At 72.0% G+C, this 15,112-nt stretch carries 13 protein-coding genes; 7 read left to right on the plus strand and 6 right to left on the minus strand.

Translation table 11 applies throughout. From position 1 onward, the window contains the following. Positions 1–55 precede the first annotated feature (55 nt). Positions 56–1,717 carry a glycoside hydrolase family 10 protein gene (locus tag ACFOX0_RS01505; RefSeq protein ID WP_377541548.1) on the minus strand — a complete coding sequence of 554 codons (1,662 nt, stop codon included), beginning with the start codon at positions 1,715–1,717 and terminating at the stop codon, positions 56–58. Between the two features lie 218 nt (positions 1,718–1,935). Between ACFOX0_RS01505 and ACFOX0_RS01510 the strand changes: the two genes are divergently transcribed. Both ACFOX0_RS01510 and ACFOX0_RS01515 read left to right on the plus strand, forming a co-directional pair. After that, positions 1,936–2,955: a potassium channel family protein gene (locus ACFOX0_RS01510; RefSeq protein WP_377541549.1), complete on the plus strand. Its 1,020-nt coding sequence runs from the start codon at positions 1,936–1,938 to the stop codon at positions 2,953–2,955. A gap of 343 nt (positions 2,956–3,298) precedes the next feature. After that, entirely contained in the window at positions 3,299–5,086 is a 1,788-nt protein-coding gene (locus ACFOX0_RS01515) for a trypsin-like serine protease (protein ID WP_377541550.1), read from the plus strand. Positions 5,087–5,177: 91 nt separating this feature from the next. Here the strand turns inward: ACFOX0_RS01515 and ACFOX0_RS01520 are convergent, their stop codons facing one another. The 3 genes from ACFOX0_RS01520 to ACFOX0_RS01530 form a co-directional block, all read right to left on the minus strand. Continuing rightward, positions 5,178–6,245 carry a 2-oxoacid:ferredoxin oxidoreductase subunit beta gene (locus ACFOX0_RS01520; protein WP_377541551.1) on the minus strand — a complete coding sequence of 356 codons (1,068 nt, stop codon included), beginning with the start codon at positions 6,243–6,245 and terminating at the stop codon, positions 5,178–5,180. Next, positions 6,238–8,085 carry a 2-oxoacid:acceptor oxidoreductase subunit alpha gene (locus ACFOX0_RS01525; RefSeq protein ID WP_377541552.1) on the minus strand — a complete coding sequence of 616 codons (1,848 nt, stop codon included), beginning with the start codon at positions 8,083–8,085 and terminating at the stop codon, positions 6,238–6,240. The genes ACFOX0_RS01520 and ACFOX0_RS01525 overlap by 8 nt, the downstream gene beginning before the upstream one ends. A 230-nt stretch (positions 8,086–8,315) precedes the next feature. Then, positions 8,316–9,716: a hypothetical protein gene (locus tag ACFOX0_RS01530; RefSeq protein ID WP_377541553.1), complete on the minus strand. Its 1,401-nt coding sequence runs from the start codon at positions 9,714–9,716 to the stop codon at positions 8,316–8,318. Between the two features lie 142 nt (positions 9,717–9,858). Here ACFOX0_RS01530 and ACFOX0_RS01535 point away from each other — a divergent pair, with 142 nt between their 5' ends. Continuing rightward, on the plus strand, positions 9,859–10,242 hold the full coding sequence (locus tag ACFOX0_RS01535; protein WP_377541554.1) for an NADH-quinone oxidoreductase subunit A: 384 nt from the start codon (positions 9,859–9,861) through the stop codon (positions 10,240–10,242). Between the two features lie 81 nt (positions 10,243–10,323). On the opposite strand, the gene folP is transcribed toward ACFOX0_RS01535, so the two are convergent. Continuing rightward, the gene (gene folP / locus ACFOX0_RS01540) at positions 10,324–11,193 is read right to left on the minus strand and encodes a dihydropteroate synthase (protein ID WP_377541556.1); all 870 of its coding nucleotides are present in this window, start codon (positions 11,191–11,193) and stop codon (positions 10,324–10,326) included. A gap of 176 nt (positions 11,194–11,369) precedes the next feature. Here folP and ACFOX0_RS01545 point away from each other — a divergent pair, with 176 nt between their 5' ends. The 4 genes from ACFOX0_RS01545 to ACFOX0_RS01560 all read left to right on the plus strand — a co-directional run bounded on the left by ACFOX0_RS01545 (position 11,370) and on the right by ACFOX0_RS01560 (position 13,814). Next, positions 11,370–12,014, plus strand: a complete 645-nt coding sequence (locus tag ACFOX0_RS01545; RefSeq protein ID WP_377541557.1) for a DivIVA domain-containing protein — start codon at positions 11,370–11,372, stop codon at positions 12,012–12,014. Then, positions 12,011–12,517, plus strand: coding sequence for an SRPBCC family protein (locus ACFOX0_RS01550; RefSeq protein ID WP_377541559.1), 507 nt, complete (start codon positions 12,011–12,013; stop codon positions 12,515–12,517). Before ACFOX0_RS01545 ends, ACFOX0_RS01550 begins: the two co-directional genes overlap by 4 nt. Before the next feature lie 101 nt (positions 12,518–12,618). After that, positions 12,619–13,239 (plus strand): DNA-3-methyladenine glycosylase I, encoded by a 621-nt coding sequence (locus tag ACFOX0_RS01555; RefSeq protein WP_377541560.1) that lies wholly within the window; start codon positions 12,619–12,621, stop codon positions 13,237–13,239. Beyond that, positions 13,236–13,814 carry a hypothetical protein gene (locus ACFOX0_RS01560; protein WP_377541561.1) on the plus strand — a complete coding sequence of 193 codons (579 nt, stop codon included), beginning with the start codon at positions 13,236–13,238 and terminating at the stop codon, positions 13,812–13,814. Before ACFOX0_RS01555 ends, ACFOX0_RS01560 begins: the two co-directional genes overlap by 4 nt. A 33-nt stretch (positions 13,815–13,847) precedes the next feature. Here ACFOX0_RS01560 and ACFOX0_RS01565 read toward each other — a convergent pair whose 3' ends face one another. Continuing rightward, positions 13,848–15,098, minus strand: coding sequence for a DUF1501 domain-containing protein (locus ACFOX0_RS01565; protein WP_377541562.1), 1,251 nt, complete (start codon positions 15,096–15,098; stop codon positions 13,848–13,850). Positions 15,099–15,112: the final 14 nt, after the last annotated feature.

The following is a 15,112-nucleotide window of genomic DNA, read 5'->3' on the forward strand; positions in this document are numbered from 1 at the left end:
AACAGTCGACTGCCCCCGCAGCGGTGCCGCTCCGGGGGCATTCGGGTGCCGATCGTCAGCGGACGAACCAGGGCAGGCTCGGCACGCTCTCGTTGGCGAGCCGGTCGACCGCGCTCACCACGTACGTGTAGCGCTTGCCGGGCTCGGCGGTCCGGTCCACGAAGGACTGGCCGCCGGGACCGCTGCCGCGCACGGTGGCGAGCAGGTGAGCCGCGTCGGCGAAGCCGCACCGACCGGGCAGGCCCACCCCGTCGAACCGGTAGATCGCGTACGAGGTGGCCGCGCCGAACGGGCCCACGCCGTCGACGGGCTGCCGGAAGGCGAGGCGTACCCCGTCGGCGGTCCGGCCCGCACCGGTGATCACCGGGAAGAGCAGCGGCTTGGCCGGCAGGTGCGGCATGGCGGGCACCAGGGCCGGACGGGAGTAGTGCTCGGCGGCGTAGATGTCGGTGGCACCGAGCTTGTTAGCCCGGACCTGGACCGCGCTGAAGTGGACGTTCCCGGCGACCTGGGGGTAGTCCCGGTTGAACGTGAGGTGCCGGGACATCTCGTTCGGGTCCTGCCACGGCGCCGGCTGGGCGGGCTCACCGATCTTGTAGTCGGCCTGCCCGATGTAGAGCTGGACGTGGGTGCCCTGCACCACGTCGGCCCACCACGGGACCAGCTTGGCGTAGTCGGCGACCGCGAGGCCGATGTTCCAGTAGATCTGCGGGTTGATGTAGTCGAGCCACTGCTCCTTCACCCACTTGCGGGTGTCGGCGAAGTTGGCGTCGTACGACTGGGAGCCGCCCGTGTCCGAGCCCTGCGGATCCGCGGCCTTGTTCCGCCAGATGCCGAACGGGCTGACCCCGAACTTGACCCAGGGCTTGGCCGCCTTGATCTTCTGGTTCATCTCCTGGATCAGCAGGTCGATGTTGTGCCGGCGCCAGTCCGCCTTGTCGGCGAAGCCCGCGCCGTAGGTGGCGAAGGTGGCGTCGTCGGCGAAGTCCTGACCGGCGGCCGGGTACGGGTAGAAGTAGTCGTCGAAGTGCACGCCGTCGATGTCGTACCGGTTGACGGCGTCCATGATCGCGGTCTGCACGAACTGGCGTACCGCCGGGATGCCGGGGTTGTAGTAGAGCCGCGAGCCGGCGGCGTTGACCGGGTAGGCCACCGCCCAGTCCGGGTGCTGGCGCACCGGGTGGCCCGGCGCCAGCTTGCCGATGTCCGGTCCGGCGCCGTCGGGCATGGAGACCCGGTACGGGTTGAACCAGGCGTGGAACTCCAGGTTGCGCCTGTGCGACTCGCTGACCAGCCAGGCCAGCGGGTCCCAGCCCGGGTCCTGCCCGCGCACCCCGGTCAGGTACTCCGACCACGGCTCGTACGGCGACGGCCAGAACGCGTCAGCGGTGGGCCGGACCTGGACGATCACGGCGTTGTGGTTGAGCCGTTGGGCCAGGTCGAGCCAGCCCGAGTACTCGGCCTTCTGCGCGGCGATCCGGTCCGGCGCGGTGTAGGACGCCTTGGTCGGCCAGTCGATGTTGACCACCGAGGCGATCCACATGGCGCGGAACTGGCGCTTGGGGGTGGCCGGGGCCGGCGTGCAGTCGGTCGTCGTCGTGCTGCCGGCGGCGGGGCCGGGGTCGGTCGCCGGGGTGGCGCCGGCGGGTGTCGCCGTCGCGAGTGCGCCGAGCAGCGCGACGGCCAGGCCGGCGGCGCGGAGCCGGTATGCCTTCATGCGGTGTCCCTTTCGTCGGGCTCCCGGGGGTGGGGAGGTGGCGGCTCGACGGCAAGATTCGCCGATGACGATCTACCACTAGAAGAAAATTTTCACAACGGCGGGCCGAACGCAACCCCTCCGGACGGGTTGATCGGAGGCGGCGGTCCGGAACGCCGGGGTCGGACCGACTAGGGTGAGCCCGTGCGAGTGGGCCGGACGGAGCGGCGGAAACGACCGTGATCCATTTTCCCGCCGTCCGCAGGGGTCCCCTGCGGGCGCTGAGCAGCCGCCTGCTGGCCGCGCTCCTGTTGGTCCTGGTCGTCGTCGGCATCGTCTACCTCGACCGGGGCGGCTACCGCGACGTCAACGAAGACGGTGTGAGCCTGCTCGACTGCTTCTACTACGCGGTCGTCTCGCTCTCGACCACCGGCTACGGGGACATCACCCCGATGTCGGCCAGCGCCCGGCTGGTGAACGTCCTAGTCGTCACCCCCGCCCGGGTGCTCTTCCTGATCATCCTGGTCGGCACCACCCTCGAGGTGCTGACCGAGCAGTACCGGACCGGTCTCCGGTTGTCCCGGTGGAGGAGAAGCGTGAAGGGCCACGTCATCATCTGCGGCTACGGCACCAAGGGCCGCAGCGCGGTCTCGGCCCTGCTGGAGACCGGCTTCGACAAGCAGCGGATCGTCGTGGTGGAGCGCAACCCCGCGGCCATCCGGCAGGCCACGGCCGCCGGCCTGGTCACCGTCGAGGGGTCGGCGACCCGGTCGACGGTGCTCAACGAGGCGCACGTCAGGGGCGCCAAGGCGGTCATCATCGCGACCGACAGCGACGACGCCTCGGTGCTGGTGTCGCTGACCGTGCGGCAGCTGACCGCCGGACAGGTCCGGATCATCGCCGCGGTACGCGAGGCGGAGAACGCACCGTTGCTCAAGCAGAGCGGCGCGCACCACGTCATCGTCTCCTCGGCCACGGCCGGCCGGCTGCTCGGTCTGTCCACCTCGGCGCCACCCCTGATCGACGTGGTGGAGGACCTGCTCACTCCCGGACAGGGCATGGCGCTGGCGATGCGGTCCGCCGAACGGGACGAGGTGGGCCTGCCGCCGCGGGAGTTGACCCCGCTGGTCATCGCCCTGGTGCGGCGCGGCAAGGTGGTCTCGCTGACGGATCCGGCCGGGGTCAAGGTGGAGACCGGTGACATGTTGGTGTACGTCCGGGACGACCGCGCCGGTGCCGGCACGTCGAGCGCCAACTGACCCGGACCGGCGGCTGGAAAACCCCGGTCAGCCGGTCAGTCGGAAACCACCCGAAAAGTTCTTCCGTTCATCGCTCGGTCCTTGCTAACGTTCGAAAGCTTCGAATGCGAATGGGTATCGGATCGAGTGGCCAGCCATTCGCAGATTGGGTTCACACGGGGGTTCCAGGCGACGATCTCGTCGTGACGATGCCAGGTTGCCGGCCGGCATCCTCGGTTCCGCCTGTCTATCCACCGCTGCGAGCAGCGTGAAGCTGTCCTTGGCCATCCCTTGTGTTGGACGACAGGAGAACGGTTTGTCCACAGTGGTAACAACGGCCGGTCGGCGTCGGATCGTCGGCGCGTTGGCAGGCTTGGCGATCGTTGGTGCGGCCGCCCTCGTTCCGGGGACGGCGGCGCAGGCTTCAGCCTCCGGCAGGCCGAGCGCCCCCGTACCGGCGGGCAAGTTCGACGTCCTGCCGAAACCGAAGCAGGATGTCAAGATTCCGGCCGGGGCACGCCGGCTGACGAGCGGCCAGAAGCCGACCGTCGGTGCGAGTGGACCGGCCTTCCAGCGGCCGACGTCGACCCGGTCGGCGGCGTCGCCGCGGATCATCGGCGGCCAGCTGGCGGACCCGCGCAACTACCCCGGCGTGGTCGGCATCCAGACCTACTTCGCCGAGGGGACTCCGGACGGTGGGTGGACCTACTGGGTCTCCACCTGCACCGGCACGGTGCTCAGCCCGACCAAGGTGCTGACCGCCGGGCACTGCACGGTCGGCTTCACGGGCGCGACCTCGTTCGTGATCGCCGGACGGCAGAACCTCGACGACAGGAGCAGCGGGTTCGTGGCCCGGGTCTCGGCCGTCTGGACCCATCAGGGCTTCAACTACGCCGCCGCCAACGCCGGGCGGGCCGCCCCGGTCGACGACGTCGCGGTGCTCACCCTGAAGGACCCGCTGCCGGCGGTGTACACCCCGGTCACCCTGACCGCGCAGGGCGACCAGTCGCCGTACGTGGCCGGGACCCAGGCGAAGATCGCCGGCTACGGGGTCACCAGCAACACCGTCAACAACGCCGGCACGCTCTACGAGGCCACCGTGCCGATGCAGAGCGACACCACCTGCGCGAACACCTTCGGTTCGTCGTACGACAAGAACCGGATGATCTGCGCCGGCGTCGCCGGCACGGTGGACAGCTGCCACGGTGACTCGGGTGGACCGATCTTCGTGAACGGCCTGCAGGCCGGGATCGTCGACTGGGGTCACGACCCGTGCGCCAGTGACTACGGTGTCTACGAGCGGCTCAGCTACTACGCCGACGCGATCAAGCAGGACTTCACCCGGCCGGACGTGGTCAACCTCGACTGGACCGGTGACGGGCACAGCGACCTGTTCGCCCGCACCGCGCAGGGTGAGCTGCTGGAGTACGACGGCAGCGGGCTCGCCAGCGACGGCAGCGGCGGCTTCGCCCCGTACGTCGCCACCTGGGGCACGGGCTGGAGCGGCTACAACAAGATGTTCCGGGTGAGCAACTGGAACGGCGACGGCAACCCGGCCATCTTCGCCCGCGACGGTTCCGGTCGGCTGTACCAGTTCAAGGGGGACGGGATGGCCGGTATGTACGACCCGATCCAGGTCGGCAACGGCTGGAACTCGTTCACCGACATCATGGTCACCAACAACTGGACCGGCGACGGCCGGCCCAACCTGATGGGCCGCAACGCCAAGGGCGACCTGTACCTCTACACGAGTGACGGGAAGGGCGGCTGGCTCAACAACGGCATCGGCATCAAGATCGGTGTCGGCTGGAACAACTTCAACACCGTGCTCACCCCGGGCACCTGGGACGGCGACGGCCACCAGACGCTGATCGGCCGCAACTCGGCCGGCGACCTGCTGCTCTACAAGAGCGACGGCAACGGCGGCTGGCTCAACAACGGTATCGGTGTGAAGATCGGCACCGGCTGGGGGACCTTCCGGGTCTTCATGAGCCCCGGTGACTGGAGCGGCGACCGGCAGGTCGACCTGCTCGGCGTCAACGCGGCGGGCACCCTGCTGCTGTACAAGACGGACGGCCGCGGCAAGTGGCTCAACGGTGGCAACGGGCAGACGATCGGTGGCGGCTGGAACGCCTTCAACGCCGTCTTCTGAGTCAACGGCACCACCGGCTCCACAGCACCACGACGACGGGCCCCGCGAATCATTCGCGGGGCCCGTCCCGTGTGTACGGGTGGCTTCGTCGTTACCGGATGGTCCAGGTGTCGCCGCTGTGCAGCAGCTCGGTCAGCCGTTCCGCCGGGGTGCCGGTGCTGCCGGCCCTCGCCGTGGCCACCTGCTCCTGGACGACGGTGTCGTACGCCGGCCGGCTGACGTTCCGGAACACCCCGATCGGAGTGTTCCGCAGGTCGAAGCCGGGCAGCCGGGACAGTGCGAAGGCGTAGGCCGGCTCGGCGACGGTCGCGTCGTGCACCACGATGTCCTCGGCCGCGACGGACGCGGTCTCGCGGACCTCGAGACCGAACCCGCCCGGCGGGTGCACCACGCAGAACTGGCCGTCCCCGCCGAACGTGATCGGCTGCCCGTGCTCCAGCCGGATCAGGTAGTCGTCCCGGGTGGCCGGCTCCTTGAGCTCCTCGAAGGCGCCGTCGTTGAAGATGTTGCAGTTCTGGTAGATCTCCACGAACGCCGAACCCTGGTGCTCGGCCGCGGCGCGCAGCACGGACTGCAGGTGCTTGCGGTCCGAGTCGATGGTCCGGGCCACGAACGTCGCCTCGGCGCCCAGCGCCAGGGACAACGGGTTGAACGGGGAGTCCGCGGAACCGACCGGGGTGGACTTGGTGATCTTCCCGATCTCCGAGGTCGGCGAGTACTGCCCCTTGGTCAGGCCGTAGATCCGGTTGTTGAACAGCAGGATCTTGAGGTTCACGTTGCGGCGCAGCGCGTGGATGAGATGGTTGCCGCCGATCGACAGCGCGTCGCCGTCACCGGTCACCACCCAGATCGACAGGTCCGGCCGGGTGGCCGACAGGCCGGTGGCGATCGCCGGGGCGCGACCGTGGATGGAGTGCATCCCGTAGGTGTTCATGTAGTACGGGAACCGCGAGGAGCAGCCGATCCCCGAGACGAAGACGATCCGCTCACGCGGGATGCCCAGCTCGGGCATGAACTGCTGGACCGCCGCCAGGATGGCGTAGTCACCGCAGCCCGGGCACCAGCGCACCTCCTGGTCGGACTTGAAGTCCTTCGTGGTCAGCTTGACCGGGACCGCCCGCGCGGGTGCGGGTCCGGCCGCGTTGCGTGCCTCAGGCATTCTTGACTACCTCTTCCAGCATGGTCTCCAGCTCCACGGCGGTGAACGGCAGACCGCGTACGTGGTTGTAGCTGATCGCGTCGACCAGGTATCGCGCCCGGATCACGTGGGCGAGCTGGCCGAGGTTCATCTCCGGGATCACCACCCGCTCGTACCGGCGGAGCACGTCGCCGAGGTTGGCCGGCATCGGCGACAGGTGCCGCAGGTGCGCCTGGGCCACCGGCAGGCCGCGCTGGCGCAGCCCGCGGCAGGCCGCACCGATCGGTCCGTACGTCGATCCCCAGCCGAGGACCAGCACCCGGGCGTCCGCGTCCGGGTCCTCCACCTCGACGTCCGGCACCTCGATGGCCTCGATCCGGGCCGCCCGGGTACGCACCATGAAGTCGTGGTTGGCCGGGTCGTACGAGATGTCGCCGGTCTTGTCGGCCTTCTCCAGGCCGCCGATCCGGTGCTCCAGCCCGGGCGTGCCGGGGATGGCCCACGGCCGGGCCAGGGTGACCGGATCGCGCAGGTACGGCAGGAAGGTGCTGCCGTCCTCGCCGTTCGGCTCGGTGGCGAAGTCCACCCGCAGGTCGGGCAGCGACTCGACGTCGGGCAGCAGCCACGGCTCGGAGCCGTTCGCCACGTAGTTGTCCGACAGCAGGATCACCGGGGTGCGGTAGGTCAACGCGATCCGGGCCGCGTCCAGCGCGGCGTGGAAGCAGTCCGACGGCGACCGCGGCGCGATCACCGCCACCGGCGCCTCACCGTGCCGGCCGAAGAGGGCCATGTTGAGGTCGGCCTGCTCGGTCTTGGTCGGCATGCCGGTCGACGGCCCGGCCCGCTGCACGTCGACGATGACCAGCGGAAGCTCCAGCGCGACCGCGAGGGAGATGGTCTCGCCCTTGAGGGCGACCCCCGGCCCGCTGGTGCTGGTGACCCCCAGCGCGCCGCCGTACGAGGCGCCGAGGGCGGCGCCGATCGCGGCGATCTCGTCCTCGGCCTGCATGGTCACCACGCCGAAGCGCTTGTGCTTGCTCAGCTCGTGCAGGATGTCCGAGGCCGGGGTGATCGGGTACGCGCCCAGGAAGACCGGCAGGTTCGACCGGACCCCGGCGGCGACCAGGCCCAGCGACAGGGCCGCGTTGCCGGTGATGTTCCGGTACGTCCCGGCGGCCATCCGGGCCGGCTTGACCTGGTAACGGACGCCGAAGTCCTCGGTGGTCTCGCCGAAGTTCCAGCCCGCCTTGAAGGCCGCGATGTTGGCCGCGACCAGCTCCGGCCGGGCGGCGAACTTCCGCTCCAGGAACCGGAGCGTCGACTCGTACGGCCGGGAGTACATCCAGGAGAGCAGGCCCAGCGCGAACATGTTCTTGGCCCGCTCGGCGTCCTTCTTGGACACGTCCTGCTCGGCCAGGGCGCCGACCGTCATCGAGGTCAGCGCGACCGGGTGCAGGGCGTACCCGTCCAGCGAGCCGTCCTCCAGCGGGCTGGTCTGGTAGCCCACCTTGGCCAGGTTGCGCCGGGTGAATTCGTCGGTGTTGACGATGATGTCGGCACCCCGGGGCAGGTCACCGAGGTTGGCCTTCAGCGCGGCGGGGTTCATCGCGACCAGCACGTTCGGCGAGTCGCCGGGGGTGAGGATGTCGTAGTCCGCGAAGTGCACCTGGAAGCTGGAGACCCCGGGGAGAGTGCCGGCGGGGGCCCGGATTTCCGCGGGGAAGTTCGGCAACGTCGAGATGTCGTTGCCGAGCTGCGCGGTCTCCGAGGTGAAACGGTCGCCGGTGAGCTGCATCCCGTCGCCCGAGTCACCGGCGAACCGGATGACCACCCGGTCCAGTTGACGGAGCTGCTTCGTCACCGTCTTACCTCACTTCGCTGCCCGGTCACGTGACCTCCTTGACGTACCGGTGGGCGGCGGGCGCGATCGGCGTCGACCGCCCTGCCGCCCCCCTTCCGTATTCCCCTTGAGCCTACGTCGAACGGGTCCACCATCCTTCGTCAAGGTGAACAGTCAGACATCAACCGGCCAGGGATTTTGCCCCCTTTTCGGTGGCTCCGGGGGGAGGGACGGTAACTCAGATCACCGGATTACTCGCCCGACCGGACCGTCCCGGCGGTGGGCGGGACGGTGGGCGGGTTGCTCATCCGGCGCCGCAGCGAGGTGGTGGCCAGGGCCAACGCGATCAGCACCAGCAGCACGGAGAGCACGATCAGCGCCACGGCCGCCTGCTGCGTGCGGGACAGCCCGCCCTTCGCCTCGGCGACCCGGCCGGCCGGCGGCAGCGCGCCCTGCGACCCGGTGGGCCCGACGCCCTCCGGCACGGCCGGTCCGGCGGACGCGACCGCGGTGATCCGGAAGCTCATCTGCAGCCGTTTCGCGTTGCCGGCTCGCGGCGTGAGCGTGCCGATCACCCCGCCGGACAGCGGTGCCGCCCGCTGCGCCTCGGGGGACGCCGCGACGGGCAGGCGGACGGTGCCGGCCTGCCCGGCGGCGAGCGCGCCGAGATCGCAGCGAGTGTGTCCGGGGCCGCCGGAAACACAGCCGGCCGGCGGGGCGGGCACGCTGACGCCGGCCGGCAGCAGAACCTCGATCGCCCCCGTCGTGTCGGTCCGGCCGGTGTTGCCGAGCCGGACGACGAGGTCACCGGCCCGACCGGTCACGTCGAAGGCGACCTCGCTCGCCGAGAGCGAGACGCCCGGCACCGGTGGTCCCGGCGGGAACAGCACGGCGAAGCCCTCGGTGTCGCTGACCGGCGTCCCCGATTCGGACCCGAGCGGGCTCGCGGTGACCTGTACCGAGCCGCTGAGCGGCAGGCGCTGCCACGCCGTACCGGCGACCCGGACCCGGATCTGGGTGGCGAACCGCGCGCCCGCCGCCACGGTCCACGCCGCGCAGCCGTACGACCGGTCACCGGTCGGCGCGCAGCCGGGGGTGCCGGCGTCGGCGAGTCCCTCCGGCAGCGTGTATCGCAGCGCGACCGCCTCCGCGCGCCGGCTGGTGTTGGTCACCGTGACCGGCAGGTCGACCAGCGTGTCGGCGGCGTTCCAGTAGGCCGGTGTGAGCACCAGGTCGTCGGTGGTCACGCCGACCCCCAGCGCGGCATCCTGCGGCGAGGACCCGCTGCCCGGGCCGGGTGGCGGCGGTGGCGCCGACGTCTTCGCGGCCGGCGGCGAGGTGGTGGGCGGCGCCGGCGGGCCGGACGTCGGTGGCGCCGGTGCCGTGCCGGTGGGGGCCGGGTCGACCGTCGGGGTGCCCGGTGCCGGGTCCGTCGGCGAGGTACCCGGATCCGGGTCCTCGGCCGACCCGTCGTCCGGGGAGGCGGCGAGCCGGACGACCGGGTCGGTCCGCGGCGCTCCGGCCGCCGCGGCCGGGCCGCCGGCCGCGGCGTCGACGGTCAACACGACCGCTGCGCAGAAGGCGGACAGCACGCCCGCGAACCGGGCACGCGGCAGGGCCCGGCCGATCGGCCTGAGCTCGTCGCATGCCATCGCGTTCCTCCGGGTACGGATCATGGGGAGTCCATTATTCGGGGGTGGTTGCCGTTGAACACTAGTTCGCGATGAAACAGATCCGTAACGAGCCGGACGGACCTCGCGCCGTTACCGGGACCGGCCGGAGTAGGCTCCGGCCATGACCGGCTACCTGGGGTCGTACGCGACGCTCGGGCTTCTCCTGCTCGCCAGCGTCCTGGTCTTCGTCGGCGCGTTCGGCGCCAACCGGCTCCTGCGGCCCGCCCGACCGGCCGATCCGCCGGGCAAGCGGGCGACGTACGAATGCGGCCTCGACCCGGTCGGCGAGGACTGGGCGCAGATGCAGATCCGCTACTACGTGTACGCCTACCTGTACGTGATCTTCGCTGTCGAGGCGGTCTTCCTCTTTCCCTGGGCGGTGGTGTTCGACCGGCCGGGCTTCGGCGTGGCCACGGTCGTCGAAATGGCGATCTTCGTCGCCGTCCTCGCACTCGGCATCCTGTACGCCTGGCGGAAGAACATCCTACGCTGGACCGGCTCCTGAGCCGCAGCTCAGCGACCCGCACCGCGCGGGCCGGGCCGCGCCGGGACACCGCCGCGGCCGGGCCGCCCGTCGGGACACCGCTCAGGCCAGGCCGCGCCGGGACACCGCCGGCGGCCGGTCGCCCCGGATCGAGGCGACCATGTCGAGCACCCGCCGGGTCTGCCGTACCTGATGGGCCCGGAACACCCGGGCGCCCAGCCACGCCGAGACGGCGGTGGCCGCGAGCGTCCCCTCCAGACGCTGGTCGACCGGCAGGTCCAGGGTCTCGCCGACGAAGTCCTTGTTCGACAGCGCGACCAGCACCGGCCAGCCGGTGGCCGCCAACCGGTCCAGCCGGCGGGTGAGTTCCAGCGAGTGCCGGGTGTTCTTGCCGAAGTCGTGCGCCGGGTCGATCAGGATGCCGTCCGGGCGTACCCCGAGGTCGACCGCACGCTCGGCGAGACCGGTGACCGTGTCCAGCGTGTCCGCCACCACGTCGTCGAAGGCGGGCCGGTGCGGTCGGGTACGCGGTGCCAGGCCGCCGGCGTGCGAGCAGACCAGACCCGCGCCGGTCTCGGCGGCGACCTGGGCGAGCGCCGGGTCCGCGCCGGCCCAGGCGTCGTTGAGCAGGTCCGCGCCGGCCGCTACGGCCTCGACCGCCACCACGGCCCGCCAGGTGTCGATGGAGATCACCACCTCCGGGAACTCGGCCCGTACGGCGGCGATGGTGGCGACCGTACGGCGGATCTCCTCGGTCGCGTCCACCTCCGCACCGGGGCCGGCCTTGACCCCACCGATGTCCACGATCCGGGCGCCCTCGGCGACCGCCCGCTCGACCGCCCGCAGCGCGTCGTCCGGGTGGTACGTGGCCCCCCGGTCGAAGAACGAGTCCGGGGTGCGGTTCACGATCGCCATCACCACCAACTCGTCCGGGCCGAAGGTCTGCCCGCCCAGTCGCAGCGCCCGCCCCATCGAAGCTCCTCACCGTCGTATCCGTTCCGACACCGTCCGCGGCCGAAAACCGCTCCCGGATCCGCCCGACGCTAAACGGCCGCGACCTGCGGCCGCGCGGCCGGGGTCGGGATTGCCCGGGACCGCGCGGGGTGGCGGGCTATCGATGTCCGGCCGGTCGTGCCACGATCGGTGCCATGGGTCAGTTCTTGCTCGTTCTGGTCGCGGCGCTCACCGTCGCGGCGATCGTCTTCGGCGTGGCCGTACTGGCGACCGGTGGCGACGGCGGCCTGGCCGCCGCCGAGCCGGACGACCGGTCCGTCCCGCTGCCCGGCCACCGCCCGCTGCTGGAGCGGGACGTCACCGATGTCCGTTTCGACACCGCCGTCCGGGGGTACCGGATGGCCCAGGTCGACCAGGCGTTGCGCCGGGCGGCCTACGACATCGGCTACAAGGGCGAGTTGATCGGTGTGTTGGAGGCGGAGGTGACCGCGTTGCGCGAGGGGCGTACCGCGGACGCCGAGGCACTGCGCCAGGCCCGGCTCGCGGCGGTGGCCCAGACGGCCGCGCCGACCCCGACCGACGCCGACCCGGGCACCGCGACGGGCACCGACTCGGTCACCGTGACCGACGACGGCCCGGTAACCGTCACGGACACCGAGCCGGTCGGCGGTAAGACCACCGAGCCGGTCGAGCCGGTCGGCGGTAAGACCACCGAGCCGGTCGAGCCGGTCACCGGCGAGCCGACGGACCCGACCGCGGCAGGACCGGACGAGCCGGCCGACCTCCGGGACGACCGGACCGAGCCCGCCGATGCCGTGGGCCGTACGGAGCGGGCGTGACCGACCCGAGTGGGACCGGGCCGGCCGGGGAACTCCGGGCCGCCGCGAAGCCCGGCTCGGGCGAGGTCACCGCGACGGTCATCGTCAACGCGTCGGCGGAGCGGGTCTTCGCCGGGTTCACCGCCTGGGAACGACAGGGGGAGTGGATCCCGTTCACCCGGGTCCGGGTGGTCGAGGGGGACGGTGGCGAGGGCAGCCTGGTGGAGGCGCTGACCACGGTCGGCCCGGCGGTGCTGCGCGACGAGATGCGGGTGACCCGGGTCGACGCGCCGTACGAGTTGCGGGTGGTGCACTGCGGCAAGCTGCTGCGCGGGCCGGGGGTGCTGCGCTGCACGCAGATGGACGCCGACCGGACCCAGGTGGTCTGGCACGAGTGGTTCCACCTGCCCGGCGGCGCCACCGGGCGGGTGGCGTGGCCGGTGCTGTGGCCCGGCTCGAAGGTGGCGCTCACCCAGGCACTGAAGAAGTTCGCCCGGCTGGTGGAGACCGGTCGGCTGCCGTGATGCGTCCCGGCGCCGTCCGGCGGCCGCGCCGCCCGGCAGCCGCAGCGCCGGTAACGGCGGTAGCGGCGGCGGTGTCGGACCGGTGGCCTACCGTGAGTGCCGTGACTGACCTGGTGATCGGTGCGGACGGCCTGGCCCGCTGTGGTTGGGGTGCGAGCACCCCGGACTACGCGGTCTACCACGACACGGAGTGGGGCCGACCGGTGCGCGGTGACGACGCCCTCTACGAACGGCTCACCCTGGAGGCGTTCCAGTCCGGCCTGTCCTGGCTGACCATCCTGCGCAAGCGGGCGGCGTTCCGGGCCGCCTTCGCCGGGTTCCGGATCGAGACCGTGGCCGGCTACGACGAGCGGGACGTCCAACGGCTGCTGGCCGACGCCGGCATCGTCCGCAACCGGGCCAAGATCGAGGCAGCCGTCGCCAACGCCCGGGCCGCCCTCGACCTGCCGGACGGCCTGGCGGCGCTGCTGTGGTCGTTCGCCCCGCCGCCGCGGGCCGGCCGGCCGGCGTCCTTCGCCGAGGTGCCGGCCGTCACCGCCGAGTCGACGGCGCTGGCCAAGACGCTGCGCAAGCGCGGCTTCCGGTTCGTCGGGCCCACCACGTCGTACGCGCTGATGCAGGCCACCGGCATGGTCGACGACCATCTGACGGGCTGCCACGTACGACCGGCGTCGGGCCGTGATGGGATGGAGGCCATGTACGACACGGGCGTGCCGGCATGACCGCGTGGGCGGTCGTCATCCCGGACGAGCGGTACGAGGCGGAGCGGCTCTTCCACCACGACACGTTGGAACTCGCCGGGCGGGACGACCGGCACCGGCCGGCGATCGGCGACGAGGTACTGGTGGTGCACCGGGACGGCCCGCCGCGGGTGGTGGCACTGGGCCGGGTGCGGGCCACCCCGGACGGGCGGGAGGGGGATCCGGACGACCCGCAGGCGGGGACGGAGGAGCCGGGGCCGCTGGTGGTGACGTACACCCGGCGGGTCTTCGACGACCCGGTGCCGGCCGACCAGCTCGACCTGGACGGGCCGGTGGTCCCGGTCGACCCGGCCACCTGGCGCTCCCTGGCCGACCGGCTCGGTCCCCCGGTCGACCGGAGCACCTGGCTGGTCAGCCTCGACCTGCCGATCGAGGCGTCCTCGCCGGCCGAGGCGGCCCGGCTGTTCTGGTCGTACGTGATGGAGCTGGGCCCGCGGGAGTTGCCGGCGTTCGTCTCGCCGGCCGGCGACGAGTTGGCCATGCAGGCGTTCGTGCTGGGGGCCGAGGCCAACCAGGACCCGGAGGAGGACGACTGAGTCCGGGGCGCAGGCCCCCCGCCGGGTCCGCCGTCAGTTCGGGTCGAACACCCCGCCCAGCCGGCCGGACCAGCCGCCCAGCACCCGTCCCGGATCGGTGTCCAGCACCCGTTCCAGCAGGGTGGCGTAGACGTCCCGGAAGTCGATGCCGAACTTGAGGTCGCCGTCGTCCAGGTCGGTCAGGCTGGGCTGTTCGCCGTGCAGGCCACCGCGTACCCCGGAGCCGAGGAGCAGGACGTTCGAGGCGGTGCCGTGGTCGGTGCCGTCCGAGGCGTTGGCTCGCACCCGCCGGCCGAACTCCGAGTAGACCAGCACGACCACCTTGCGGCCCGCCTCGGTCCGCGCCATCCGCTCGACGAAGCCGGCCAGCGCCTTGTCCAGCTGGCCGAGCAGGACCGCCTGCAGTTGCTTCTCGTCGGCGTGCGTGTCGAACCCGCCGAGCGAGACCGAGAAGACCCGGCTGGCGACCCGGGCCTCGACGCACTGCGCCACCAGGTCGAGCTGCGCGGCCAGCGGGGTCCGTGCTCCGCCGGTGCCGGTGGCCGGCGCCTGGTCGGACTCGGCACCGGACTGCGCCTGGGCGGCGTCCCGTACCTCGGTGATCATCGTGTCGACCGCGCGCAGGTCGGCGAAGCAGGCGGCGGCCCGGGCCTGGGCCGGCGGCTCGCCGGCGGCCGGTGCGGCCAGCGCCGTGACGGTTCCGTCCGGCAGGCCGCGCCGCGCCTTCCGGCCGGCCACCGGTACGGCCGCCCCGGCGCTCCGCTCCCCGGCCAGCAACGGCGGCAGCGCCGGTTCGAACGACACGGCCAGCCGCGGGTCCCCGCCGGCCCCGTCCAGCCACCGGCCCAGCCAGCCGGTGCTGCCCGGACGGTCCGGCTGGCCGGTCTGCCAGATGTCCATCGACCGGAAGTGGCTGCGGTCCGGCTTCGGGTAGCCGACCCCGCGCAGCACGGCGAGCCGACCCTGACCGAACAGCGTGTGCAGGCCGCCCAGGGCCGGGTTCAGGCCGGTGTGGTCGTCGAGCCGCTTCACCTCCTCGGGCCGGTACGCCAGCTCCGCCCGGGCGTCGTGGTAGGCCGGGTCGGCGTACGGGATCACGGTGTTGAGCCCGTCGTTGCCCCCGTACAGGGTGACCACGACCAGGGTGCGACCGCTGTCGCCGGCCCGGTCGCCGGCCGTGTCCAGGATGTCGGTGAGGGCCCAGGTGCCCAGGCCGGCCGCCAGTGCGCCACCACCGACCACTCCGCTGGCGATCAGGAACTTGCGCCGGGTCACGGTGTCCACGGGTGTCGCCTCCG

This window comes from Micromonospora zhanjiangensis (assembly GCF_042650605.1).
Classification (GTDB): Bacteria; Actinomycetota; Actinomycetes; order Mycobacteriales; family Micromonosporaceae; genus Micromonospora_J; species Micromonospora_J zhanjiangensis.

Coding starts and splice junctions, on each gene's coding strand:
- folP (WP_377541556.1), bottom strand. CDS start 11,193: ATGGGGCGGGCGCTGCGACTGGGCGGGCAGACCTTCGGCCCGGACGAG.
- ACFOX0_RS01505 (WP_377541548.1), bottom strand. CDS start 1,717: ATGAAGGCATACCGGCTCCGCGCCGCCGGCCTGGCCGTCGCGCTGCTC.
- ACFOX0_RS01530 (WP_377541553.1), bottom strand. CDS start 9,716: ATGGCATGCGACGAGCTCAGGCCGATCGGCCGGGCCCTGCCGCGTGCC.
- ACFOX0_RS01535 (WP_377541554.1), top strand. CDS start 9,859: ATGACCGGCTACCTGGGGTCGTACGCGACGCTCGGGCTTCTCCTGCTC.
- ACFOX0_RS01520 (WP_377541551.1), bottom strand. CDS start 6,245: ATGCCTGAGGCACGCAACGCGGCCGGACCCGCACCCGCGCGGGCGGTC.
- ACFOX0_RS01560 (WP_377541561.1), top strand. CDS start 13,236: ATGACCGCGTGGGCGGTCGTCATCCCGGACGAGCGGTACGAGGCGGAG.
- ACFOX0_RS01545 (WP_377541557.1), top strand. CDS start 11,370: ATGGGTCAGTTCTTGCTCGTTCTGGTCGCGGCGCTCACCGTCGCGGCG.